Below are 21,852 nucleotides of genomic sequence, written 5' to 3'. Positions count from 1 at the left end.
CCGCGATCCTCTTCGCGGGGCGCCCGCCATCGCGAGGCCCCGGGGCCACCTCCGCCGGCCGAGGTAGGCGCGACGCGTCGGTGGGCACACGGCGGTAACCGTCGCGCGCGACGACCGCGAGGGTGGCGATCGACGCAGCGACGACAGCGACGATGACGGCGACGAGAAGCAAGTCGGAATCCATGGCAGAAACGCTACGATTGGCGTCATCCTGCCGACACTGGCGGACGAGACGGTATTCGGAGGAATCCTGCCATGCACACGGTCGCCTGCGTCGTCCAGCCCGGATTCGCGCCATTCGAGTTCGGCCTCGCGTGCGAAGCGTTCGGCCTCGACCGATCCGACGAGGGCATCCCGAACTTCGATTTCCGTGTCGTGACGCCCGATCCCGGCGTGGTTCCGGCCAACCTCGCGTTCTCGCTCAACGTCGACGCGGGCCTCGAGTTCGCCGACGAGGCCGACCTGGTGATCATCACACCCATCCCGCGCGAGAGTTGGGATGCCGTCGACGAGCGGGTGACGGCCGTGGTGCGTCGCGCAGTCGAGCGCGGCGCCTGGGTGCTCACCGTCTGCAGTGGAGCATTCGTGGTGGCGGCATCCGGTGTGCTCGACGGCAAGCGCGCGACGACCCACTGGCGCTACGCCGAGACGATGGCGCGCATGTACCCGCGCATCGAGGTCGATCCCGACGTGCTGTACGTCCAGTCGGACCGGATCATCACCTCGGCGGGCACGGCGGCGGGCCTCGACGCCTGCCTGCACCTGCTGCGCATCGAGCTCGGCGCCGAGGCGGCGAACACCATCGCCCGACGGATGGTGGTTCCGCCCCTCCGCGACGGCGGACAGGCCCAGTTCATCGCCCGTCCCCTTCCCGAGGCGTCGTCGCTGTCGCTCGCGCCGATCACCGACTGGATGATCGCGAATCTCGACCTCGATCTGTCCGTCGATCTGCTCGCCTCGCGCGCGCACATGTCGCCGCGGACGTTCGCCCGACGATTCAAGGCCGACTACGGGACGACCCCGGCGGCGTGGCTCGGGCGGCAGCGGATCCTGCGCGCCCAGCGATTGCTCGAGCAGACCGATCTCGGCCTCGATCAGATCGCGGCCGACAGCGGCTTCGGTTCCGCGTCCGTCCTGCGGCAGAACTTCGCCCGCGCCCTGGGGGTGAGCCCATCGGCATACCGCGCTCGCTTCGCCTGCACGCCCGAGGCCGCTTGGGTGGCCGGTGTCGCGCCGGAGGCCGTAGCGTCCTGAGCAACACGGTGATAAACTTGAGTCACACAGGCTCAAGTTTGAGCCGAGAGATTTCAGGAGAGATATGAACGCCACGCAACAGCCCGGACAGGAGGAGGCGCAGAGCGCCCTCGAGCAGTTCGGGATCAACCTCACCGACCGCGCCCGGCAGGGCAAGCTCGACCCCGTCATCGGACGTGACAGCGAGATCCGCCGCGTCAGCCAGGTGCTCACCCGACGCACGAAGAACAACCCCGTCCTCATCGGCGAACCCGGCGTCGGCAAGACCGCCGTCGTCGAGGGCCTCGCCCAGCGCATCGTCGCCGGTGACGTCGCCGAGAGCCTGAAGAACAAAGAGCTCGTGTCGCTCGACATCTCCGCGCTCGTGGCCGGCGCCATGTACCGCGGCCAGTTCGAGGAGCGCCTGAAGAGCGTGCTCAAGGAGATCACCGAGTCCGACGGCCGGATCATCACCTTCATCGACGAGCTGCACGTCCTCATGGGTGCCGGCGGCGGTGAGGGGTCGGTCGCCGCATCCAACATGCTCAAGCCCATGCTCGCCCGCGGCGAGCTCCGGCTCATCGGTGCGACAACCCTCGACGAGTACCGCGAGTTCATCGAGAAGGACGCCGCCCTCGAGCGCCGTTTCCAGCAGGTCTACGTCGGCGAGCCGAGCGTCGAGGACACCATCGCGATCCTCCGCGGACTCAAGGAGCGCTACGAGGCCCACCACAAGGTGGCGATCTCCGACGGCGCCCTCGTGGCCGCGGCATCCCTGTCCAACCGGTACATCCCGGCCCGCCAGCTGCCCGACAAAGCGATCGACCTGATCGACGAGGCCGCCTCGCGCCTGCGCATGGAGATCGACTCGGCGCCGCTCGAGATCGACGAGCTGCGCCGCCACGTCGACCGGCTCAAGCTCGAGGAGCTCGCGCTGAAGAAGGAGAAGGATGCCGCTTCGCGCGAGCGTCTCGAAGCCCTCCGGGCGACCCTCAAGGACGAGCAGCAGAAGCTCGACGACCTGCAGGTGCGGTGGGAGCGGGAGCGTGCATCCCTGAACCGCGTCGGTGACCTCAAGACGCGCCTCGACGCCGCTCGTGTCGAAGCCGAACGCGCTCAGCGCGAGGGCAACCTCGAGAAGGCCTCGCGCCTGCTCTACGCCGAGATCCCCGCGCTCGAACGCGAGGTCGTCGAGGCGGAGCGCGCCGAGACCGCCGTCGACGGTCCCGAACGCATGGTCAACGAGCAGGTCACCGACGAGGACATCGCCGCCGTGATCGCCGCGTGGACCGGCATCCCCGTCGGACGCCTGCTGCAGGGCGAGACCGAGAAGCTCGTGCGACTCGAGTCCGAGCTCGGCAAGCGCCTCATCGGTCAGAAGGTCGCGGTGAAGGCGGTCGCCGACGCCGTGCGACGCTCGCGTGCGGGCATCAGCGACCCGAACCGTCCGACCGGCTCGTTCCTCTTCCTCGGCCCCACCGGCGTCGGCAAGACCGAGCTCGCGAAGGCCCTCGCAGAATTCCTCTTCGACGACGAGCACGCCATGGTGCGCATCGACATGTCGGAGTACGGCGAGAAGCACTCGGTCTCGCGGCTCGTCGGAGCCCCTCCGGGATACATCGGCTACGAGCAGGGCGGCCAGCTCACCGAGGCCGTGCGGCGGCGCCCGTACTCGGTCGTGCTGCTCGATGAGGTCGAGAAGGCGCACCCCGAGGTGTTCGACGTGCTGCTGCAGGTCATGGACGATGGTCGCCTCACCGATGGCCAGGGCCGCACGGTCGACTTCCGCAACGTCATCCTGATCCTCACGTCGAACCTCGGTTCGCCGATCCTCATCGACCCGACGCTGAGCCTCGAGCAGAAGCGCGAGCAGGTGCAGATCCTGCTGCGCCAGGCGTTCCGCCCGGAGTTCCTCAACCGCCTCGACGACACCGTCATGTTCGAGGCGCTGAGCCAGGACGACCTCGCGCAGATCGTCGAACTGTCCGTCGACGCGCTGCAGCGGCGGCTCAAGGACCGGCGCCTCTCGCTCGCCGTCACGCCCGACGCGCGCGCCTGGCTCGCCGAGCGCGGCTACGACCCCGTGTTCGGGGCCCGGCCGCTGCGCCGCCTCATCCAGTCCGAGATCCAGGACCGCCTCGCGATGGCGATCCTCTCGGGCGGGGTGCACGACGGTGACACCGTGCGAGTCGACGTCGCCGCCGACGGTTCCACGCTCGTGCTCACCAGCGCAGGCCCCGCGGCGGAGCCCGCCGCGCCGGCAGGTGCCGGAGGAGACGACGACGTGATCGAGGCCGAGCTGCTCGACGACTGACCCCCGGCTGGGGCTGCGCGGGCGGCGGCTGTGCCTGGTGCTGGGTGCTGGGTGCTGGGTGTTGGGTGCCGTCGTCAGGCTGAGCCTCGCGTGGGGGTGATTCCCGCGGTGTCGGAGGCCATTCAGCCTGTCGGCGGCACAGCTGGCCGGGCGGTGGCCGGGCCGGAGCGGGGCGCGCGGCGGGTGGCGGGTGGCCGGTGGTCGGCGTGGGTTGCTGTCTCGTCGTCAGGCTGAGCCTCGCGTGGGGGTGTTTCCCGTGGCGGTTGATCTCATCCAGCCTGTTGGCGGCCCCCCGCTCGGCCCGGCTCGGCCCGACACGGCACAGCCCGACACGGCACAGCCCGACACGGCACGGCCCGACCCCGGCACGGCGCGGCGCGGCAGGCCGCGAAGCGGCCGCGCCGGCGCGCGCAAGCCACGCGGGGCGGGGGCGGCGGCGTGAGAGTGTTGAGGCTATGCGCACGGTCCGGGCCCTGTGGGGCGCCTCACACCCGGGTCCATCGGTCGTCGTGACGGCCCTCGCTCTGGCGCTCGGGCTCGCGGCCGGGCTCGAGCCGTGGCGGCTGGCGGTGCTCGTGGCGTCCGTGCTGTTCGGTCAGCTCTCGATCGGCATCTCCAACGACGCGATCGACCGCGAGCGCGACCGCGCTGTCGGCCGGACCGACAAGCCCCTCGTCCGAGGTGAGGTCTCGAACCGTTCGGCGTGGATCGCGGCGTCGGGCTCGGTCGTCATCGCGCTGGCTCTGTCGGCGGTGCTCGGGTGGGGGATGCTGCTCGCGCATGCCGTCACCATCGTGTCGGCCTGGTCGTACAACCTGGGGCTGAAATCCTCACCGTTGTCGGTCGTGCCGTTTCTGGTGAGCTTCGGGCTCTTCCCCTCTCTCGCCACCCTTTCTTCCTCCGCCCCGACGCTCGCGGCACCCTTCGCGGCGGTCGCGGGTGCGGCGCTCGGGGCCGCTGTGCACCTGACGAATGTCCTGCCCGACCTCGACGACGACCGCGACACGGGCGTGCGCGGGCTGCCGCACCGCCTCGGAGCACCCATTTCGGTGGTCGTCGCGGTGGCCGGCATCGTCGTGGCCGCGATCGCGGTGCTCATCGGCGGACGGAGCGACGGCGTCTTGCCGTGGCTGTTCTTCGGGGCGGTGCTGGCGCTCGCGATCGCCGTCGTGGTGCGGATGCGGCTGCGCGGTCCCGATCGCACCGGGTTCCGTCTGGTCATGGCCGCGGCCCTCGTGCTGGCGGCCCAACTGGTGGTGGCCGCAGGGTCGCTGCGCTGATGCGTCACCGGGCGGCGGCGTCGAGGCCCATCGCGTAGGCGTTCGGGACGAGTGACCCGGTCGCGGCCAGCACCCGCCCGAGTACACGCGTGCGTATCGCGTGCGTCACGGGACTCACGGGGCGTCCGAGCCGCATGTTGACGGCCGCCAGCCGTCCGGCGGTGCGGGCCGAGCGCAGGCGGTCGCGTTCCCAGATGGCGAGGGCGGCGGCGGGCTCGGCCCCGCTGCGGATCCAGTCGGCGAGCAGCGGGGCCAGGGTCGCCGCGTCGAGGAGGCCGAGGTTCATCCCCTGTCCGCCGATCGGGCTGATCTCGTGCGCCGCGTCGCCGATGACCACGACCCGGCCGCGACGGAGCTGCGGCGCGAGCACGCGCCGCACGCGGAAGCCCGTCGCGTCGGTGATCGCGTCCGCGGCATCCGTCTCGCCGCGTTCGCGCATCGCCGCGCGCAGCCGGTGCAGTCGGGCTTCCGGCTCGTCGAAACCGCCGTCCTCCCGCGCGGGCGGGGCGTCCCAGGCGACGAACCGGCGACGGTCTCCGGGCAGGGGGAACGACTCGAGCACGCCGGATGCCGCGAGGTGCACGACCGCGACCTCCGCGTCGGTTCTACCGGGCACGTCCGCGTCGCTCATGAGATATCGGTCGGGGTAGCTCGTGCGGCGCAGGGCCTCCGGCCGGAACACCAGCTCACGCGCGCCGACGCCTCCCGCGATCACGACGAGTGGCGCCGAGAGCTCGCCGTGCCCCCGTGGGCCCGCCGTCTCGAGCCGCACCTCGGTGGGTCGCGGTGTCACGCGGGTGACCGAGGTGCCCCGCAGCGGAGGTGGTGCGCCGTGCGCGAGCGCACGCTCGGTGAGCGCCTGGGGGAGGGTCGCGACATACGGATGCCGAGCCGGCAGGCGGTCGAAGCGCACGACGCCGAGCAGCTCGCCGTCGCTGCGCGCCTCGCCCTGCGAGACGCGGACGGCGTCGGCGAGGATGCGGTCGGTCGCGCCGCCCGCCTCGAGCGCTGCGAGCACGGGGGCGTGGAGCCCGATCGCGCGGGATCCGTCGCCGCTGCGCTCACGTCTCTCGAGCACCGTGACGTCGACGCCCCGCCGTGTGAGCTCGGCGGCCAGCAGCATCCCCACCGGGCCGGCGCCGACGACGATGACGTCAGGCATGCCCTGCTCCCACGGCCAGCACGCGGAACGGTGCCGGCCGCACGACGTGCCATTCGCCGCGGTCGGCGAGCGTCATCCGCAGCTCGGGCGCGCGGTAGCTGCGGCGGATCGAGCGCAGTCCGTCGGTGCGCAGGAACGTCCCGCGCTGCAGCGGCGTGATGCCCGCGGCATAGAGCGCGTAGGCGGCCCGCCCGCGTTCGATGTCGGCGTGCAGCACGATGCCGCGCGACAGGGCGAGCGAGTCGCCGACGAAGGCATCGAGCTCGCTCTCGCCGAGGTGATGCAGGACATGGTTCGAGATCACGGCGTCGAAACGTTCGCCGCTCGCGCGCAGAGTGGACGAGTCGGTGCTGCGGAACTCGAGGTCGGGCCGGCCGCGCTCACGGGCGACGGCGAGAGCGCGCGGGTCGGGATCGATCCCGACCCAGCTGACGTCGAGGCCGTCCCGCTCGGCGAGCCGCGCCAGTCGGGCGGTGACGTCGCCGCCGCCCGAACCGATGTCGAGGACCCGCGAGGGACGATCGAGCCGCGCGAGGGCGGGCCGCAGGTGGCGCCGCCACACCGTTCCCCAACCGCTCACGGCGCGATTGACGACGTCGAAGCGGCGGAGCGTCTGCGCGAGGGCGACCGGGTCGCAGCCGGGGTCGTCCATCAGCTCCCGCAGGTCGACGTCGCGGTGCCTCAGGTCCACGATGCGACGGGTTCCGGCCGTGCGGCATCCCTCGCCACGGTCTCACCGGCAGCGGCGTCGGGCGCGGCGGCGACTCCCGCGGTGAGGAGGGCGGCCTCCATCGTGAGGCCCGGCCCGAAGGCGAGCGTCGCGATCGTCTGACCATCGCGCAGAGCATCGCCCGCGAGGAGCGAGCGGAGGATGAAGAGGATCGTCGCGCTCGACATGTTGCCGTAGTCCCGCAGCACCGCGCGCGATTGCGCGAGGGCATCGGGTGCCAGGTCGAGCCCCGACTCCACGCGGTCGAGGACGGCACGACCACCCGGGTGCACAGCCCAGACGTCGACGTGGGCATCGCCGACGACGTCGGCCACCGCGGCGCGGATCTCCCGTCCGATGATCCGCGGCACCTCGGCCGTGAGCACCATCTCGAAACCGGCGTCGCCGATCGTCCAGGTCATGTCGCGTTCGCCGTCGTCGGTCACGGCTGTCGCGAACCGGTCGAGATCGAGCCAGCGGTCAGCGCGTCGCGAGGGGTCGGCGCTGATGACGGCCGCCGCGGCGCCGTCGGCGAACAGCGACGCGGCGAGGATCTGGTCGGGATCGTCCGCGACGCGGAAGTGCAGCGTGCACAGCTCGGCGCACACGACGAGCACGACCGCGTCGGGCTGCGCGGCGCACATGCGGGCCGCCGCGCGCAGCGCCGGAACAGCGGCAGCGCAGCCGATGAACCCCAGGTGGTAGCGCTCGACGGATGTCGGCAGGCCGAGATCTCGGACGAGTCGGTAGTCGGGGCCGGGGGCGTACATCCCGGTGCACGACACGGTCACCACATGCGTGACGTCGGCCGGGTCGACCGATGCCGCCGACAGGGCCTCGCGGGCCGCGCGCGCCGACAGCTCGGGGGCGAGCGCGATGTAGGCGTCGTTGCGCGTTCGGGTCGAGGGTGACAGCAGGGCGCCGTCGCCGGAGATGACGGGGAGGGATGCCGGGTCGGCGGCATCCGCCTCTGCGGCATCCGCTCGCGCAGCATTCCCTCCCGCGGCCCGGGAGGCGAGGGCGTCGGCGAGGTCGGTCAGCACCGTGTGCCGCGTCTCGATCGCCGAGGCGTCGAACGCTGCGCCGACCAGGCGCTGCGACAGCCGCCCGATGCCGGGCTGCGCGGCGAAGAGGTCGCGCACGGAGTTCTGGTGGATCACGGCCGGCGGCACCGCGGTGCCGATCGACAGGATGCGGGCGGTCATGCTTGACGATAACCGGAGGACGCGCCCCGAGGCGCGGGGGTGTCGCACCTCACAGGCCTCGTCTATGGTGCGCGGCCGTCGAGAGGGGGTGTCGTCGCCATCCCGAACGACCGCGCCCCGCCGGCACGGGGCACGGCGGGGCGCTGAGGCGGGGCGGGCTCAGTCGTCGATGACGACGGACTCGGCCACCGGACGGCGCGTGCGGGGCGACAGCTCGCGCTCGCGGACCGCCGCGGAGGCGGCGTCGACGTCTCCGAGGTCTCCGACGGCCATGACGGTGACGGGAACGAAAGGTGACTCGATGCCGAGCTTGTCGGCGAGACTCGCGGCATCGAATCCGGTCATCTGGTGCGTGTAGAGACCATCGGCGTGGGCCTGGACGGTGAAGTGCGCAGCGGCCTGACCGAGGTCGTAGAGCGCGGTGGGTACGGGCTTGCCGTCGTTCTCGGTCTGCGCGATGAAGACGATGAGGGCGCCTGCCGGGCCGGCCCAGGCCTGGTTGAACTCGACGAGGGTCGACACGACCTTCTCGTGGGTCTCGGTGCCGCGGCGGGCCACGACGAAACGCCAGGGCTGCGCGTTGAAGGCAGAGGGTGCCCAGCGCGCCGCTTCGAGGGCGCTGGCGAGGGCGTCCTCATCGACGGGCGAGACATCGTCATACAGACGGGTGCTCCAGCGCGCGGCGAGGATGTCGAGGACGGGGGCGTCGGTCTCGGCGACGCGTTCTTCGATGAGGGACATGGGTTCTCCCGATGATTCAGTGGACTGGCGTCGGACTCCATCGTCCCGTCACGTGCGAACCACGGCGCGCTCGCCGACATTCCCCGTCACGAGAAACCTCTTGCGCGAGCCTCCGGGCGGGGTGAACCTGTCGGCATGAGCGCATTCACCCCGGACGGGGCCTTCAGCGGGTTCAGCGTCGACGACATCGACGCGGCCCGATCGTTCTACGCCGACACTCTCGGTCTCGATGTCGAGACCAATCCCATGGGGTTTCTCGAGATCCGGCTGGCCTCGGGCGGCGGCATCCTGGTCTACGACAAGCCCGGACACACGCCCGCGAGCTTCACGATCCTGAACTTCCCGGTCGACGACATCGACGCCGCCGTCGATGAGCTGCGTGAGCGCGGCGTCGACACGAAGATCTATCCCGACGAGGTGTTCCCCTCCGACGAGCGGGGGATCGTCCGGGGCGGGGGCGGCGGTCCCGACATCGCCTGGTTCCGCGACCCCGCCGGGAACGTCATCGCCGTCCTCCAGGCCTGAGACCGGAGGACGGCGATGCGACGGCGCGGCGGCGCCGCGCCGGTTCAGCGGCGCAGGGCCTCGCCGAGCTTGACGCGGGCACCCATCCGCAGCAGCGAGTTCTCGTAGATCTTCGCGCCGACGAGGATCGCGCCGACGCAGGTCACGAGGAGGATCACCAGTGACAGCAGGGGCTCCCACCACAGCGCGTCGCCCAAGAAGAGACGCATCGGCATGCCGACGGGTGCGGAGAACGGCACGTACGACATGATCCCGAGGATCAGCGGGTTGTTCCAGGCGAAGATCACGAGGAAGTACGGCGCCATGACCAGCAGGATGAGCGGCGTCGTGGTCGCCCCGATGTCCTCCTGACGAGAGACCATCGCGGCGGCGGCGGCGAAGAGAGCGGCGAGCAGGACGAAGCCGAACAGGAAGAACACCGCGAACCACGCGATGGGCGCCCCGATGCCGGTGAGCAACGCGGTCTGATCGGTCACGGTGAGACCGATCACGGCGACCGCGGCGAGGATCAGGATCTGCCCCATCGCCAGCACCGTGTTGCCGATCACCTTCCCCGCGAGCAGCGCTCGGACGGGCACGGCCGAGATCAGCAGCTCGACGACGCGCGTCTGCTTCTCCTCGACGACCGACTGGGCGATCGTCGCACCGAAGGTCTGCGCCGAGATGAAGAAGATCGCGCCGAAGCCGATCGCGACGATGTAGCCGAGGAACCCGGCGTCGCCGGACGGGTCGAGCAGCTCGACCTTCGGCAGCTGCGCGAGCGACAGCAGGATGTTGTTCGACACCGACGTGTCGCCGATGACGACGTAGCCGGTGGGGGCCGACGAGTCAGCGACGATCGCGGCGTCGACGTCGCCGTCGCGCACCGCGCTCTCGGCGGCCGCACGGTCGGCGACATCCTTCACGTCGAGCCCGGGGGCGTTCTGGACGTAGGAGGCGGCGTCGGGGGTCACGGCGACAGGGGAGCCGCTGTCGTTCGCCGCCGAGAAGCCACCCCAGATCACGAGAGCGAGCGCTCCGAGGAAGAGGATGGCGAACGAGATGACGAACGACTTGCTGCGGAGCTTCGAGCCGATCTCGCGCTCGGCGACGAGCCAGGTGCTCTGGGCGAATGAGGGGGATGCGGCGCTCACGGGGCGACCTCCTGGATGACTTCGGTGAAGATCTGGGCGAGGGACGGATGCCGCGGCGTGAAGCTCGCGACGTCGCCGTGCTCGACGGCACGGCGCAGCACGCGCTGCGCGGTCTCGTCGGCATCGACGTCGAACAGGGCGTAGCCGCCGTCGAACTCGACGACCTCGACACCCGGCTCGGTGCGGATCCAGCCGGCGTCTCCGGTCGAGACGAGCTCGTAGCGGTGGCCCTGGTGCTCGCGGCGCAGCCCGTCGCGCGTGCCGGCGGCGCGGATGGTGCCGCGGGCGATGATGACGAGGTCGTCGCAGAGGCGTTCGACCACGTCGAGCTGGTGCGACGAGAACAGCACACCGACGCCCTGCGCGGCGCGGGTCTGCAGGACATCGGCCACGACGTCGACGGCGAGGGGGTCGAGGCCCGAGAACGGCTCGTCGAGGATGAGCACCTCGGGATCGTGCACGAGGGCGGCGGCGATCTGCGCGCGCTGCTGGTTGCCGAGCGACAGCGTCTCGATGTTGTCGTTCAGGCGCTCGCCGAGTCCGAGCTCCTCGAGAAGGGCGCGAGCGCGCGTTGTGGCATCCGCCTTCGAGAAACCGTGCAGTCGTGCCAGGTAGACGATCTGCTCGAGCACCTTCATCTTGGGGTAGAGCCCGCGCTCCTCGGGCATGTACCCGAAGCGGCGGCGGTCGGCGGCGGTCACCGGTGATCCGTCGAGGGTCACCTCGCCGCGATCACGCGAGAGCACGCCGAGCATGATGCGCATCGTCGTGGTCTTGCCGGCTCCGTTGCCGCCGACGAAACCCGTCAGGCGCCCGTCGGGCACCCGGAAACCCACGTCGTCGAGCACGCGGTGCGTGCCGTAGTTCTTGGTGATGCCGCTCAGTTCGAGCATTCCGCCTCCTTAGCCGATGACTCCACGTTAGGGAGCGGCCGGGGGTGCGCGGATCCCCCGTACGGCGGATCGTGGCGGCACGGGCCCCGCCCGGCGGGGGAGCCGCGCGGGGCGACGGGGCGGGCGCCACCCTAGCGTGCTCGGTCAGCGGCGCAGGAAGGTGATGACCGGACGCCCCGTACGGGCGTCCGGGCGCACCTCGGCGGCCACGCCGTAGACGTCGGCGATGAGCTCGGCGGTCAGCACGTCGGCGGGGGTGCCGGCGGCGACGACCCGGCCCGAGTGCAGCACCATGACGGCGTCGCAGTACATCGCGGCGAGATTCAGGTCGTGGATCGCGACGATGCACGTCACCGGCAGGTCGCAGACGAGCTCGAGCAGCTCGAGCTGATGACGGATGTCGAGGTGATTGGTGGGCTCGTCGAGCAACAGCTCCCGCGGCTCCTGCGCCAGCGCGCGGGCGATCTGCGCACGCTGGCGCTCGCCGCCCGAGAGGGTGTGCCACAGTCGGTCGGCCCGATCGGCGAGGCCGACGTGCTCGAGGGCGCGGGCGATCGCGGCGTCATCGGCCGCAGGGTCGCCCCCGAACGCGGTTCGGTGGGGGATGCGGCCGAGGCGGACGACCTCGCGCACGGTGATGTCGACCTCCGTATCGGCGTGCTGCGTCACGGCGGCCACGGCGCGCGCCACGTGACGCCGGCCGAGCGAGGCGAGGTCTTGATCGTCGAGGGTGACGCGACCGGCGTCGGGCCGGACCAGACCGTGCAGCAGCCGCAGGAGCGACGACTTCCCCGAGCCGTTGGGGCCGAGCAGTCCGAGGGTCTTCCCCGGCTCGGGTCGCACGCTGACGCCGTCGACGACGAGGGTGCCCGAGCGCGTCCACGACAGGTCGCGTGCGGCGAGGGTCATGCGCGGTTCCTCCGGCGGGCGAGCAGGGCGATGAAGACGGGTACGCCCACGAGGGCCGTGCCGACGCCGACGGGCAGCGGAGTCGGCGAGAAGGCGACCCGTGAGCCGGCATCCACCCACACCATGAAGACCGCACCCGCGACGATCGTGGTGGGGATGAGGCGCCCGTGGCGCGACCCGACGAGCAGGCGCGCCATGTGCGGCAGGACGAGTCCGACGAAGCCGATCGCTCCGGCGACGCTCACCAGTGTGGCCGTGATCAGCGCCGTCGTGACGAGGAGGATGCCGCGCGTGCGCGCGATGTGGATGCCCAGGGAGGCCGCGACCTCGTCGCCGAAGACGAAGGCGTCGAGCGCCGAGGCGTAGCGCAGGCACAGCACCGAGCCGAGAGCCACGACGACGGCGCACAGCACGACGTCGTCCCAGCGAATGCCCTCGAGCGATCCAAGCAGCCAGAACATGACCCCGCGCGTCTCGTCGGCGTCGGCGAACGCGAAGATCACGAGCGAGGTGAGCGCGGAGAACAGCTGCGTGCTCGCGACACCGGCCAGGACGACACGGTCGTTGCCGCCCCCGGCGAGGCGTGAGAGCAGGAGGACGACCGCGAAGGCGACGAGCGCGCCGATGAACGCGCCCCCGGAGAGGCCGAGGGCAGCACCGCCGAGACCGAGCACGCCGATCGCGACGGCGCCGGTCGAGGCGCCCGAAGAGATGCCGAGGATGAACGGCTCGGCGAGAGGGTTCCGCAGGAGCGACTGCATGATGACGCCGCAGAGCCCGAGACCCGCGCCGCATGTCGCGGCGACGAGCGCGCGCGGCAGCCGCTCCTCCCAGACGATCGCGTCCTTCGCTGCCTTGACGGGGATGTCGGTCAGGCCGAGGTGGTTGGTGACGATGTCGCGGACGTTGACGAGCAGGATGTCGGCCGGGCCGAGGGTGATCGCGACGCCGACGGAGACGACGAGCAGCAGGATGCCGCCGACGAGAAGCGTCGCCGTGGCGAGGGGGCCGCGGGTGCGCGCGCTCAGAGCTCGTCCCGGTGCTCGTCCAGCCAGCGCCTGATCTTCTCGAGGCCGTCGACGAAGCGGATCGAGGGGTTCAGCTCGGCGCCGTGAAGTGCGATGTAGCGCTGACCGCGCACCGCGTCGATCGTCCGGGTCAGGGGATCGGATTCGAGGAACGCGATCTTGTCGTCGAGCCGGTCGCCGGGGAACCGGTCGCGCTGCAGGTCGCCGAGGACGAGCACCTGCGGATCGCGGTCGACGAGGTCCTCCCACGTCGTGGCGGGCCAGTCGTCGTCGAGGTCGTCGTAGACGTTGGTGAACCCGGTCGTCGAGGCGAGCAGCTCCGCCGATCCGAGCCCGCCCGCGACGTACGGGGTCTTCGTGTCGGCGAACCAGAAGGCCACGCTCGCTCCCGAGGCGTCGATGCCCGCGGTCGCCGCCTCCGCCCGCGACCGCAGATCGTCGACGAGCTTCTCGGCCCGATCGGACACATCGAAGATCCGACCCAGCTCGCTGATCTCCTGGTAGAGCGCGTCGACGGTGAGCGCGGTCGTGCGGGTGCCGCCTCCGTTGATGCTGACCCCGTTGTCGCAATCGGTCGGCGAGAGGTAGCTGCCGATCCCGGTCTCGTCGAACCGGTCGCGAGTCGCGACGCCGCCCTGGCTGAAGTGGCGTCCGAACGAGGCGGTGACGAAGTCGGGGTCGGCGCCGAGAACGACCTCGTAGGTCGGAGCGTTGTCGGCCAGGCGCGGCACCGTCTCATCGGCCTCGGCCAGCGACGGCAGGATCGGATCGGTCCACGAGGCTGTGCCCGCGATCCGGTCCTCGAGGCCGAGGGAGAGCAGTATCTCGGTCGAGTTCTGATCCAGAGAGACGACGCGCTGAGGTGCGGCGTCGACGGTGATGGTGCGACCGCAGTTCTCGATGGTCAGGGGGTAGGCCGTCTCACCGTTCCCGTCCGAGGCGGCCGCGCCGGCCGGGACGACCTCCGACGCGCCGCATCCCGCGAGGACGAGAGCGGCCAGCGGAACGGCGGCGAGGCAGGCGAGGAGACGATGACGCACGAGTGACTCTTTCGTTCGGGGGATCCGCCGGTTCGGGACACGGGGGACGGCAGAAGGATAGCCTCGCCTAACCAGCGACCGCCAATCGCCGTGTTGGCGGATCGGCCGCCCGGGCGCGAAGATGCGAGGATGCCCGCACCGATCGAGCGCTACGCCCTCCTCAGCAACTGCCGCAGCGCCGCCCTCGTCTCCGACACGGGCGATCTCGACTGGCTGTGTCTTCCCCGCTACGACTCGGGCTCGATCTTCGGGGCGCTGCTCGGCGACCATTCGCACGGATGCTGGAGCCTGCGGCCGCGTGACCCGGGCGCGACCGCGACGCGGCGATACGACGGCGACACGTTCGTCCTGGTGACCCGGTGGGAGTGCGCCGACGGCGTCGCAGAGGTCCACGAGTTCATGCCGATCCTCGACGGTGTCGATGCGGTCGTCCGCCGCGTCGTCGGCATCACCGGAGAGGTCGCCTTCGTCAGCGAGGTGCGGTTGCGGTTCGACTACGCGCGGGCCGTGCCCTGGGTGCGGCAGATCGGCGCCGCGAACACCTCCGACGCCCTGCCGATGGGCGTTCTGCTCGCCGTGGCCGGCCCCGATGCGGTCACGCTCCGCGGCCCCCGACTCGTCGCCGACGACACCATGCACCGCGGCGATTTCCGGGTCACAGCCGGGCGGACGATCGACTCGGTGCTTCGGTGGGAGCCGTCGTACCGCGACGTCCCCCAGCCGTTCGACGTCGACGACGCTCGGGACCGCACACACGCGTGGTGGACGACCTGGGCGCGGCGCATCCGCGACGGCGGCCGGTGGGGCGACCGCGTGCTGCGCTCCATGCTCGTGCTGCGGGCCCTCACCCACGCCGAGACGGGCGGCATCGTGGCCGCCGCGACGACCTCGCTGCCGGAGGACTTCGGCGGCTCGCGGAACTGGGACTACCGGTACGTGTGGTTGCGTGACGCCGCCCTCACCCTCGAGGCCTACATCTCGCACGGGTACCTCGAGGCAGCCGCGCGCTGGCGCGACTGGCTGCTGCGGGCGGTGGCGGGCGATCCCGCCGACGTGCAGATCATGTACGGCATCGCCGGGGAGCGCGACCTGCCCGAGCGTGAGCTGGAGAGCCTGCCCGGCTACGCGGGATCCGCGCCGGTGCGCGTCGGCAACGGTGCGGTCGACCAGTACCAGGCCGACGTCATCGGCGAGGTGATGGTCGCCCTCGAAGCCGCGCGCCTCGCTGGTGTCACCGAGACCTCGTTCTCGTGGGCGCTGCAACGGGCGCTGCTCGATCAGGTCGTCGCCTGGCTCGATCGCCCCGACCACGGCATCTGGGAGATCCGCGGCGAACCGCAGATGTTCACCCATTCGCGCGCGATGATCTGGGCAGCCCTCGACCGCGGCGTGCGCGCCGTGGAGGAGCACGGGCTCACCGGCGACCCCGCCACGTGGCGCACCCTGCGCGACCGCGTGCGCGCCGAGATCGACGAGCGGGGCGTGGATGCCGCCGGCGGTCACTTCACGCAGCACTTCCGCACCGACGAGGTCGACGCCTCGCTGCTGCTGCTCCCGGCGGTCGGATTCTGCGCTCCCGACGATCCGCGCATGCTCGCGACCGTCGCACGCATCGAGAGCACCCTGCTGCGCGAGGGTCTGGTGATGCGCTACCGCACCGAAGCCGGAGTCGACGGCCTCGCCGGAACCGAGCACCCCTTCCTCGCCTGCTCGTTCTGGCTCGTCGAGCAGTACGCCGCGACCGGCCGCACCGACGACGCGACGCGGCTCATGGACCGGCTGTGCGGGCTCGCGAACGACGTCGGGCTGCTTTCCGAGGAGTACGACGTCACGGTCGGGCGGCAGGCGGGCAACACGCCTCAGGCGCTTTCGCACCTCGCGCTCGTCGGTGCAGCCGATGCGCTGGCGGGCCACGGCGGCCGCGCCGCGCACCGCCGCTGACCCGAACCGGGCCGCCGACGGACGGCGCGAGATCGTTCATCGTGCGGATATGCGCGGGGCCTATGATGCCCGGGTGACGTCTCTCCCGGCATCCCCCCGCCTGACCCGTCGCCAGCGGCTGGCGGCCTTCGGACGGACCCGTCGAGGTCTCGTCACCGGTTTCGTGGCCTTCCATGCGGCTTACATCCTGGCCCTCCTGCCGCTCATCATCGCCGGCGGCACCGAAGGCGATCTGCCGCTGTATCGGCAGTGGGCGCAGGATGCCGTGCAGGGCACGTGGCCCATCATCGATTTCGAATGGGTGTACCCGGCCGGCGCGCTGCTGCCGATCGTCGCCCCCATTGCACTCGGCCCCTACCTGTATCAGCTCCTTTGGCTGCTCATGCTCGCGGGGGCCAACTGGCTTGCGCTCGCCGCGATCGCCGGCGGCCGGCTGCAACGGCGCTCCGCGTACCCGGCTGCGTGGTACTGGCTGCTCAGCATCCTGCTCCTGGCGCCCGTGTCGATGCTGCGCCTGGAGGGGGTCGCCGCGCCCCTCGCGATCGCCGGTCTGGTCTGGGTGGCGCGACGTCCCGTCGTCGCCGGAGCGCTCATCGCGTTGGCGACCTGGATCAAGGTCTGGCCCGCCGCCATCGCCGCGGCCGTCGTCGCGGTGTGCCGAAGCCGCTGGTGGGTCGCACTGGGCGGCATCGCGGCGAGCGCCGTCATCATGATCGCTGTCGTCCTCGCCGGGGGAGCCTCGAACCTCTTCAGCTTCCTGACCATCCAGGGAACCCGCGCGCCGCAGCTCGAAGCGCCCGTCGCGACCCCCTGGGTGTGGGCGACGATCTGGGAGATGCCCGGCGCACGCATCCAGCAGAACTACGAGCTCGCGACCCGTGAGGTGATCGGACACGGGGCGATGGCCGCCGGTGAGGTCGTCGGGTGGCTGATGATCGCGGCGTTCGCCGCCATCGCGCTGCTGCTGGTGCGTGCCCGGATGACGTGGGTGGCCGGCGCGCAGCGCGCCGAGCTCGCGGAGGGGCGCCTCGTGGTGCTGGGGGCTTTCGCCCTCACGGCTGCGTTGATCGTCTTCAACAAGGTCGGCTCACCGCAGTACATGCTGTGGCTCGCTCCGATCGTCGTCGTCGGCCTGCTCGTCGACCCCGATCGGTGGCGGACGCCGGCGAAGTGGATGGCGGTGACGAGCTTCCTGACGACCCTCGTCTTCCCGATCTTCTACATGCCGCTCGTCCACGCAGATCCGTTCGCGGCGAGTCTGCTCCTCGCCCGCAACGTGCTTCTGGTCGCCCTGTTCGTCTGGAGCATCCAGGCGCTCTGGCGTGTCGCGGTGCCACGCGCCGCGCGGAACATCTCGGTGCCGCTGCCGCGCCCCGCGCTCTCGCCCGTGTCCGACCCCGCCTGACGCGGCGGTCAGGCCCAGCCGTTGCGGTGCGCGAGGACCACGGCCGCCACCCGATCGCGTGCGCCGAGTTTGATGAGGATGTTCGACACGTGCGTCTTCACCGTCGCGTCGCCGATGAACAGCTCGCGGGCGATCTCGGCGTTGCTGAGCGCCCGCGCGAGGAGCCGCAGCACCTCGGCCTCGCGCTCGGTCAGGCCGTGGTCGGCGGGAGACGGCGGTGCGGCGGGCGCCTCGCGAACCGTGGACGTCGGGTCGGTCGGGCCGCCTGCGAAGCGCTCGATGACCCGGCGCGTGACTTCCGGAGCGAGGAGGGCATCGCCGGCGGCGGCCACCCGGACGGCTGCGGTGAGCTCTTCGGGCCCGGCGTTCTTCAGCAGGAACCCGCTGGCGCCGGCCTGCAGCGCCTGGAACAGGTAGTCGTCGCGGTCGAAGGTGGTCACGACGACGACCGCGCTGGAGTTGCGGGGGTCGGCGACGATGCGACGGGTCGCCTCGAGCCCGTCGAGGATCGGCATCTGGACGTCCATGAAGACGACGTCGGGCTGCAGGCGGGCGACCGTCTCGACCGCCTCGGCGCCGTCGCCCGCCTCGCCGACGACGGCGATGTCGCCGCTCGCTTCGAGGATCATGCGGAAGCCGGCCCGCATGACGGCATGGTCGTCGACGAGCACCACGGAGGTTGACTTGGCGCTGTCGTTCACGCGAGAACCCCCTCGACGCTCGGCTCCGGCGACCGTGCACCGACGGGAACCCGCGCTCGGACGAGGAACCCGCCGCGCGGCCGCGGCGCCGCCTCGAGCCAGCCGCCGGATGCGGCTGCGCGCTCGCGCATGCCCACGAGTCCGAGCCCCGGAGTCGCTCCGAACCGCACGCGGCCGTCGTTGGCGACCTCGAGCTCGATCTCGTCGCCGTCGAATCGCAGGCGGACATCGGCGCGAGCCTCCGGCCCCCCGTGGCGGCGGGCGTTCGTGAGCGCCTCCTGCGCGATGCGGTACAGGTTCACCTGAGCGACCTCGGATGCCGCGACGGGCTCTCCCACGACGCTGAACGTGGTCGGCATCCCGTTCTCCTCCGAGTACCGCACGAGCTCGGCGATCGCATCGAGGCGCAGCGTGGAGTCGTGCGGGGAAACGGCATCCGGGGTCCGCAGCGTCTCGAGCAGCTGACGCAGCTCGGTCAATGACGCCCGGGCCGACTCCTCGACGACGGTCAGCGCGCGTCGCGCCGCGTCGGGGTCGCGGTCGAGCACGGTGCGGGCGGCCCCGGCCTGGACCCCCATTGCCGAGACATGGTGCGCGACGACATCGTGCAGCTCGCGCGCGATGCGGACGCGGTCGAGCGCGACCGCCTGAGCCGCGGTGATCTCACGCTCCCGCTCGAGTTCGCGCGTGCGCTGTTCGAGCTCCTCGCGGCTGAGCGCCTCGGCGTAGGCCCGCTCGCCGAAGGCGAAGGCGCCCGCGAAGAACACGACGTTGAACAGGAACTGCAGCATCATCATCGCCGCGACGGGGGAGAAGAGCGAGAACTCCGCGGCGCTGTCACTGCCCTGCTCGCTCGCCGCCTGGAACATCGCCGCCAGCAGCCAGAAGAACATGCCGATGATCACCACGACGCGCACGATCATGGCTCGCCGGCGGTCCACGACCCACGCGCCGACCGAGTACATCGCGATGAAGAGCGCGATACTGCCCACGTACATCTCGGGGATGTGCACCGACATGCCGACGAAGTAGACGATCGCGACCACGATCAGTGCGACTTCGGGCAGACGGCGGCGCAGCGCGAGCGGAACCGTGAGTGCGGCGCAGTAGACCAGGCCCCAGCCGAGGTGTGGCGAATCGTCGCCCCATACCCGCGCGACACTGCCGAGCCAGGTGCTGAGGATCGCGCTCACGAGCAGCGCAGCGGCGAGCCAGAGGTCGTTTCGCAGCTGCTCGGGAGTCGGAGCGAGACGCTCGTCGGGAACGGAGGTGGCCACGGACATGCCTTCCACGCTACGGCCCGCCCGGGATCCGTAGCATCCCCCGAGCGGGGGAGCCGGTCAGAAGATCATCGGGCGGTCGTCATCGTCGTCGCCGTCGAGGTCGAGGTCGACCACGACAGGCACGTGATCGCTCGGCGCCTCGCCCTTGCGCTGATCGCGGTGGATCGCCGCACCCGTGACGGCGTCGGCGAAAGCCGGCGAGCCGAGGATGAAGTCGATGCGCAGCCCCTCGTTGCGGGGGAATCGCAGCTGCTTGTAGTCCCAGTAGGTGAATCCGGTGGGAACCAGCGGGCGGACCGTGTCGGCGAGCCCGGCGTCGAGCAGAGCCTGGAACGCTGCGCGCTCGGCCGGAGAAACGTGGGTCGTGACGCCCTCGACGAGGGTCGGGTCGCCGACATCCTCGGGCGTCGGGCAGATGTTGAAGTCGCCGGTGAGGGCGAGGGGCAGACCCGGCGAGGCGGCGAGCGTGTCGCGGGTGTACTGCTCGAGCGCCTGCAGCCAGTGGAGCTTGTAGACGTAGTGCGGGTCGTCGAGCGACCGGCCGTTCGGGACGTACAGGCTCCAGACGCGGACGCCGCCGACCGTCGCGGCGATGGCCCGCGCCTCCAGCGGCGCGTCGGGGCCTTCGTGGCCCTTCAGGAAGCCCGGCATGCCGGGGAACCCGATCTGCACGTCGGTCATCGGCTCACGGCTGGCGATCGCGACACCGTTCCACTGGTTCAGGCCGTGGAGCTCGACGTGGTAGCCGGCCGCCTCGAACTGCTCCATCGGGAACTGCTCGGGCTTGCACTTGATCTCCTGCATCGCCAGGACGTCGATGTCTTCGTTCACGGCGAAGCCGACGATGCGGTCGACGCGAGCGCGGATCGAGTTCACGTTCCAGGTGGCAAGACGCATGCCTCCAGCCTATTCGGCACCCCGGACCTCACCCGCCCGGTGCCCTGTGCCCTGTGCCCTGTGCCGCGATGCAAGGGATCGTGTCCGACACCCCGGCGGGGAGGCTCTCGCTGCGGCGCGTCCCGCACGATCCCTTGCATCCCGGCATCCCGCATCCCGCATCCGGCATCCCGGCATCCGGCATCCGGGGGATACCGTCGGGGCATGGCTACACGACTGCTGCTCATCGCCGACACGCACGTCCCCGGACGGGCGCGGATGCTGCCGGATGCGGTGCTCGCGGCGGCCGACGCAGCCGACCTGATCGTGCACGCGGGCGATTGGGTCGCGGCATCCGTGCTCGACGAGCTCGAACGGCACGGCGAGGTGCTCGGCGTGTGGGGCAACAACGACGGCGCCGACCTGCGTTCCCGGCTGCCCGAGGTGGCTCGGCGCACGATCGAAGGGGTGCGGTTCGCGGTCGTGCACGAGACCGGCGCCGCCACGGGTCGCGAGCGACGGATGGATGCCGCCTACCCCGATGACGACGTGCTCGTCTTCGGTCACAGCCACATCCCGTGGGACACGACGACCCCGCGCGGACTCCGGCTGCTCAACCCGGGCTCACCGACCGACCGGCGCCGCCAGCCGCACAAGACCTTGATCACGCTCACGGTCGACGCGGGCGAGCTGCGCGACGTCGACCTCGTCGTGGTCTGAGCTGCGGGGGTGAGGCCGCTCCGCTCGTAGAATCGGGGGCATGACCGTCGCAGGCACGCCCGAGCTCGAAGCCGACCGCCAGGACCTCATCCGGCTGATCAAGGACGAGGCGGTGTTCCACGGCGACTTCACCCTCTCGAGCGGCAAGAAGGCGACGTACTACGTCGACATGCGCCGGTTGACGCTCGACCACCGCGCTGCGCCTGCGATCGGCCGCATCATGCTCGACCTCATCTCCGACATCGACGGCGTCGTCGCCGTCGGCGGGCTCACGCTCGGCGCTGATCCGATCGCGAACGCCGTGATGCACGAGTCGGTTCGCGCGGGGAATCCCCTCGATGCGTTCGTCGTGCGCAAGGAGCCGAAGGACCACGGTCGCGGCCGCCAGATCGAGGGGGCGGATGTCGCGGGCAAGCGCGTCGTCGTCGTCGAAGACACCTCGACCACCGGACAGTCCGCGCTCAAGGCCGTCGAGGCCCTGCGGCGCGAAGGCGCCGAGCCCGTCGCGGTGGCCGTCATCGTCGACCGCAAGACCGGCGCGCAGGCTGCGGTCGAGGCGGCAGGTCTGCAGTGGCTCGCCGCGATCGACCTCGACGACCTGGGTCTCGCACCGCAGTAGCCGGCTCCGCCGCGCTTCGCGTGACGCTTCGCGTGCTCCGCAGTGCTCGTGTTGGCAGCATCCGCCCCTTCCGACCGGGTGATGGGGCGTGCGCTGCCAAGCGAACCAGCGTGCCGCCCGGGCGACGGGGCGGGA

At 71.3% G+C, this 21,852-nt stretch carries 20 protein-coding genes; 8 read left to right on the top strand and 12 right to left on the bottom strand.

The features are described 5' to 3' along the window. The first annotated feature begins 255 nt into the window (after window positions 1-255). From DEU36_RS07785 to DEU36_RS07775, 3 genes are all read left to right on the top strand, one after another. Window positions 256-1,254, top strand: coding sequence for a helix-turn-helix domain-containing protein (locus tag DEU36_RS07785; protein ID WP_120263649.1), 999 nt, complete (start codon window positions 256-258; stop codon window positions 1,252-1,254). 64 nt (window positions 1,255-1,318) lie between these two features. Then, window positions 1,319-3,547, top strand: a complete 2,229-nt coding sequence (locus tag DEU36_RS07780) for an ATP-dependent Clp protease ATP-binding subunit (protein WP_120263648.1) — start codon at window positions 1,319-1,321, stop codon at window positions 3,545-3,547. A 455-nt stretch (window positions 3,548-4,002) separates the two neighbouring features. After that, on the top strand, window positions 4,003-4,827 hold the full coding sequence (locus DEU36_RS07775) for a UbiA family prenyltransferase (RefSeq protein ID WP_120263647.1): 825 nt from the start codon (window positions 4,003-4,005) through the stop codon (window positions 4,825-4,827). 4 nt (window positions 4,828-4,831) lie between these two features. On the opposite strand, the gene DEU36_RS07770 is transcribed toward DEU36_RS07775, so the two are convergent. The 4 genes from DEU36_RS07770 to DEU36_RS07755 all read right to left on the bottom strand — a co-directional run bounded on the left by DEU36_RS07770 (window position 4,832) and on the right by DEU36_RS07755 (window position 8,644). Beyond that, window positions 4,832-5,989 carry an NAD(P)/FAD-dependent oxidoreductase gene (locus DEU36_RS07770; RefSeq protein WP_120263646.1) on the bottom strand — a complete coding sequence of 386 codons (1,158 nt, stop codon included), beginning with the start codon at window positions 5,987-5,989 and terminating at the stop codon, window positions 4,832-4,834. Continuing rightward, window positions 5,982-6,680, bottom strand: coding sequence for a methyltransferase domain-containing protein (locus DEU36_RS07765; protein ID WP_120263645.1), 699 nt, complete (start codon window positions 6,678-6,680; stop codon window positions 5,982-5,984). Before DEU36_RS07765 ends, DEU36_RS07770 begins: the two co-directional genes overlap by 8 nt. Continuing rightward, window positions 6,671-7,903 carry a type III polyketide synthase gene (locus DEU36_RS07760; RefSeq protein WP_120263644.1) on the bottom strand — a complete coding sequence of 411 codons (1,233 nt, stop codon included), beginning with the start codon at window positions 7,901-7,903 and terminating at the stop codon, window positions 6,671-6,673. The genes DEU36_RS07765 and DEU36_RS07760 overlap by 10 nt, the downstream gene beginning before the upstream one ends. A 159-nt stretch (window positions 7,904-8,062) precedes the next feature. Then, window positions 8,063-8,644 carry a nitroreductase family protein gene (locus tag DEU36_RS07755; protein ID WP_120263643.1) on the bottom strand — a complete coding sequence of 194 codons (582 nt, stop codon included), beginning with the start codon at window positions 8,642-8,644 and terminating at the stop codon, window positions 8,063-8,065. Between the two features lie 135 nt (window positions 8,645-8,779). On the opposite strand from DEU36_RS07755, the gene DEU36_RS07750 reads away from it, so the two are divergent. Next, a complete protein-coding gene (locus DEU36_RS07750) occupies window positions 8,780-9,169 on the top strand; it encodes a VOC family protein (protein ID WP_120263642.1) in 390 nt (129 codons plus the stop codon). A 44-nt stretch (window positions 9,170-9,213) separates the two neighbouring features. On the opposite strand, the gene DEU36_RS07745 is transcribed toward DEU36_RS07750, so the two are convergent. The 5 genes from DEU36_RS07745 to DEU36_RS07725 form a co-directional block, all read right to left on the bottom strand. Continuing rightward, window positions 9,214-10,302 carry an ABC transporter permease gene (locus DEU36_RS07745; protein ID WP_120263641.1) on the bottom strand — a complete coding sequence of 363 codons (1,089 nt, stop codon included), beginning with the start codon at window positions 10,300-10,302 and terminating at the stop codon, window positions 9,214-9,216. Next, window positions 10,299-11,195 carry an ABC transporter ATP-binding protein gene (locus tag DEU36_RS07740; protein ID WP_120263640.1) on the bottom strand — a complete coding sequence of 299 codons (897 nt, stop codon included), beginning with the start codon at window positions 11,193-11,195 and terminating at the stop codon, window positions 10,299-10,301. The genes DEU36_RS07745 and DEU36_RS07740 overlap by 4 nt, the downstream gene beginning before the upstream one ends. A 144-nt stretch (window positions 11,196-11,339) precedes the next feature. After that, complete coding sequence (locus tag DEU36_RS07735; protein WP_120263639.1) at window positions 11,340-12,104, bottom strand: ABC transporter ATP-binding protein; 765 nt, start codon at window positions 12,102-12,104, stop codon at window positions 11,340-11,342. Next, the gene (locus DEU36_RS07730) at window positions 12,101-13,132 is read right to left on the bottom strand and encodes an iron chelate uptake ABC transporter family permease subunit (protein WP_120264434.1); all 1,032 of its coding nucleotides are present in this window, start codon (window positions 13,130-13,132) and stop codon (window positions 12,101-12,103) included. Before DEU36_RS07730 ends, DEU36_RS07735 begins: the two co-directional genes overlap by 4 nt. Beyond that, on the bottom strand, window positions 13,129-14,172 hold the full coding sequence (locus DEU36_RS07725; RefSeq protein WP_220700904.1) for an ABC transporter substrate-binding protein: 1,044 nt from the start codon (window positions 14,170-14,172) through the stop codon (window positions 13,129-13,131). The genes DEU36_RS07730 and DEU36_RS07725 overlap by 4 nt, the downstream gene beginning before the upstream one ends. Before the next feature lie 129 nt (window positions 14,173-14,301). On the opposite strand from DEU36_RS07725, the gene DEU36_RS07720 reads away from it, so the two are divergent. After that, a complete protein-coding gene (locus DEU36_RS07720; protein WP_120263638.1) occupies window positions 14,302-16,113 on the top strand; it encodes a glycoside hydrolase family 15 protein in 1,812 nt (603 codons plus the stop codon). Window positions 16,114-16,186: 73 nt separating this feature from the next. Further along, a complete protein-coding gene (locus DEU36_RS07715) occupies window positions 16,187-17,518 on the top strand; it encodes a DUF2029 domain-containing protein (RefSeq protein WP_220700903.1) in 1,332 nt (443 codons plus the stop codon). Window positions 17,519-17,526: 8 nt separating this feature from the next. On the opposite strand, the gene DEU36_RS07710 is transcribed toward DEU36_RS07715, so the two are convergent. The 3 genes from DEU36_RS07710 to DEU36_RS07700 are packed head-to-tail and all read right to left on the bottom strand — an operon-like array spanning window position 17,527 to window position 20,399. Continuing rightward, window positions 17,527-18,165: a response regulator transcription factor gene (locus tag DEU36_RS07710; protein ID WP_120264432.1), complete on the bottom strand. Its 639-nt coding sequence runs from the start codon at window positions 18,163-18,165 to the stop codon at window positions 17,527-17,529. 50 nt (window positions 18,166-18,215) lie between these two features. Continuing rightward, on the bottom strand, window positions 18,216-19,502 hold the full coding sequence (locus DEU36_RS07705; RefSeq protein ID WP_120263637.1) for a sensor histidine kinase: 1,287 nt from the start codon (window positions 19,500-19,502) through the stop codon (window positions 18,216-18,218). A gap of 57 nt (window positions 19,503-19,559) precedes the next feature. Then, window positions 19,560-20,399 carry an exodeoxyribonuclease III gene (locus DEU36_RS07700; RefSeq protein WP_120263636.1) on the bottom strand — a complete coding sequence of 280 codons (840 nt, stop codon included), beginning with the start codon at window positions 20,397-20,399 and terminating at the stop codon, window positions 19,560-19,562. A 204-nt stretch (window positions 20,400-20,603) separates the two neighbouring features. Between DEU36_RS07700 and DEU36_RS07695 the strand changes: the two genes are divergently transcribed. Together DEU36_RS07695 and pyrE are read left to right on the top strand one after the other, a co-directional pair. Beyond that, window positions 20,604-21,098, top strand: coding sequence for a metallophosphoesterase family protein (locus DEU36_RS07695; protein ID WP_120263635.1), 495 nt, complete (start codon window positions 20,604-20,606; stop codon window positions 21,096-21,098). A 40-nt stretch (window positions 21,099-21,138) separates the two neighbouring features. After that, complete coding sequence (pyrE, locus tag DEU36_RS07690) at window positions 21,139-21,717, top strand: orotate phosphoribosyltransferase (RefSeq protein WP_120263634.1); 579 nt, start codon at window positions 21,139-21,141, stop codon at window positions 21,715-21,717. The last annotated feature ends 135 nt before the right edge of the window (window positions 21,718-21,852 follow it).

Origin of the sequence: Microbacterium sp. AG238 (assembly GCF_003610405.1) — a bacterium.
Taxonomy (GTDB): Bacteria; Actinomycetota; Actinomycetes; order Actinomycetales; family Microbacteriaceae; genus Microbacterium.
Note: the sequence above shows the minus strand (reverse complement) of the source record. Positions and strands in the feature narration are given on the sequence as shown.

What these genes read in the sequence shown, in the direction of transcription:
- pyrE (WP_120263634.1), top strand. Translation starts at nt 21,139, where the DNA reads ATGACCGTCGCAGGCACGCCCGAGCTCGAAGCCGACCGCCAGGACCTC.
- DEU36_RS07785 (WP_120263649.1), top strand. Translation starts at nt 256, where the DNA reads ATGCACACGGTCGCCTGCGTCGTCCAGCCCGGATTCGCGCCATTCGAG.
- DEU36_RS07775 (WP_120263647.1), top strand. Translation starts at nt 4,003, where the DNA reads ATGCGCACGGTCCGGGCCCTGTGGGGCGCCTCACACCCGGGTCCATCG.
- DEU36_RS07710 (WP_120264432.1), bottom strand. Translation starts at nt 18,165, where the DNA reads ATGCGGGCCGGCTTCCGCATGATCCTCGAAGCGAGCGGCGACATCGCC.
- DEU36_RS07735 (WP_120263639.1), bottom strand. Translation starts at nt 12,104, where the DNA reads ATGACCCTCGCCGCACGCGACCTGTCGTGGACGCGCTCGGGCACCCTC.
- DEU36_RS07750 (WP_120263642.1), top strand. Translation starts at nt 8,780, where the DNA reads ATGAGCGCATTCACCCCGGACGGGGCCTTCAGCGGGTTCAGCGTCGAC.
- DEU36_RS07720 (WP_120263638.1), top strand. Translation starts at nt 14,302, where the DNA reads ATGCCCGCACCGATCGAGCGCTACGCCCTCCTCAGCAACTGCCGCAGC.
- DEU36_RS07770 (WP_120263646.1), bottom strand. Translation starts at nt 5,989, where the DNA reads ATGCCTGACGTCATCGTCGTCGGCGCCGGCCCGGTGGGGATGCTGCTG.
- DEU36_RS07695 (WP_120263635.1), top strand. Translation starts at nt 20,604, where the DNA reads ATGGCTACACGACTGCTGCTCATCGCCGACACGCACGTCCCCGGACGG.
- DEU36_RS07760 (WP_120263644.1), bottom strand. Translation starts at nt 7,903, where the DNA reads ATGACCGCCCGCATCCTGTCGATCGGCACCGCGGTGCCGCCGGCCGTG.
- DEU36_RS07705 (WP_120263637.1), bottom strand. Translation starts at nt 19,502, where the DNA reads ATGTCCGTGGCCACCTCCGTTCCCGACGAGCGTCTCGCTCCGACTCCC.
- DEU36_RS07780 (WP_120263648.1), top strand. Translation starts at nt 1,319, where the DNA reads ATGAACGCCACGCAACAGCCCGGACAGGAGGAGGCGCAGAGCGCCCTC.
- DEU36_RS07700 (WP_120263636.1), bottom strand. Translation starts at nt 20,399, where the DNA reads ATGCGTCTTGCCACCTGGAACGTGAACTCGATCCGCGCTCGCGTCGAC.
- DEU36_RS07740 (WP_120263640.1), bottom strand. Translation starts at nt 11,195, where the DNA reads ATGCTCGAACTGAGCGGCATCACCAAGAACTACGGCACGCACCGCGTG.
- DEU36_RS07755 (WP_120263643.1), bottom strand. Translation starts at nt 8,644, where the DNA reads ATGTCCCTCATCGAAGAACGCGTCGCCGAGACCGACGCCCCCGTCCTC.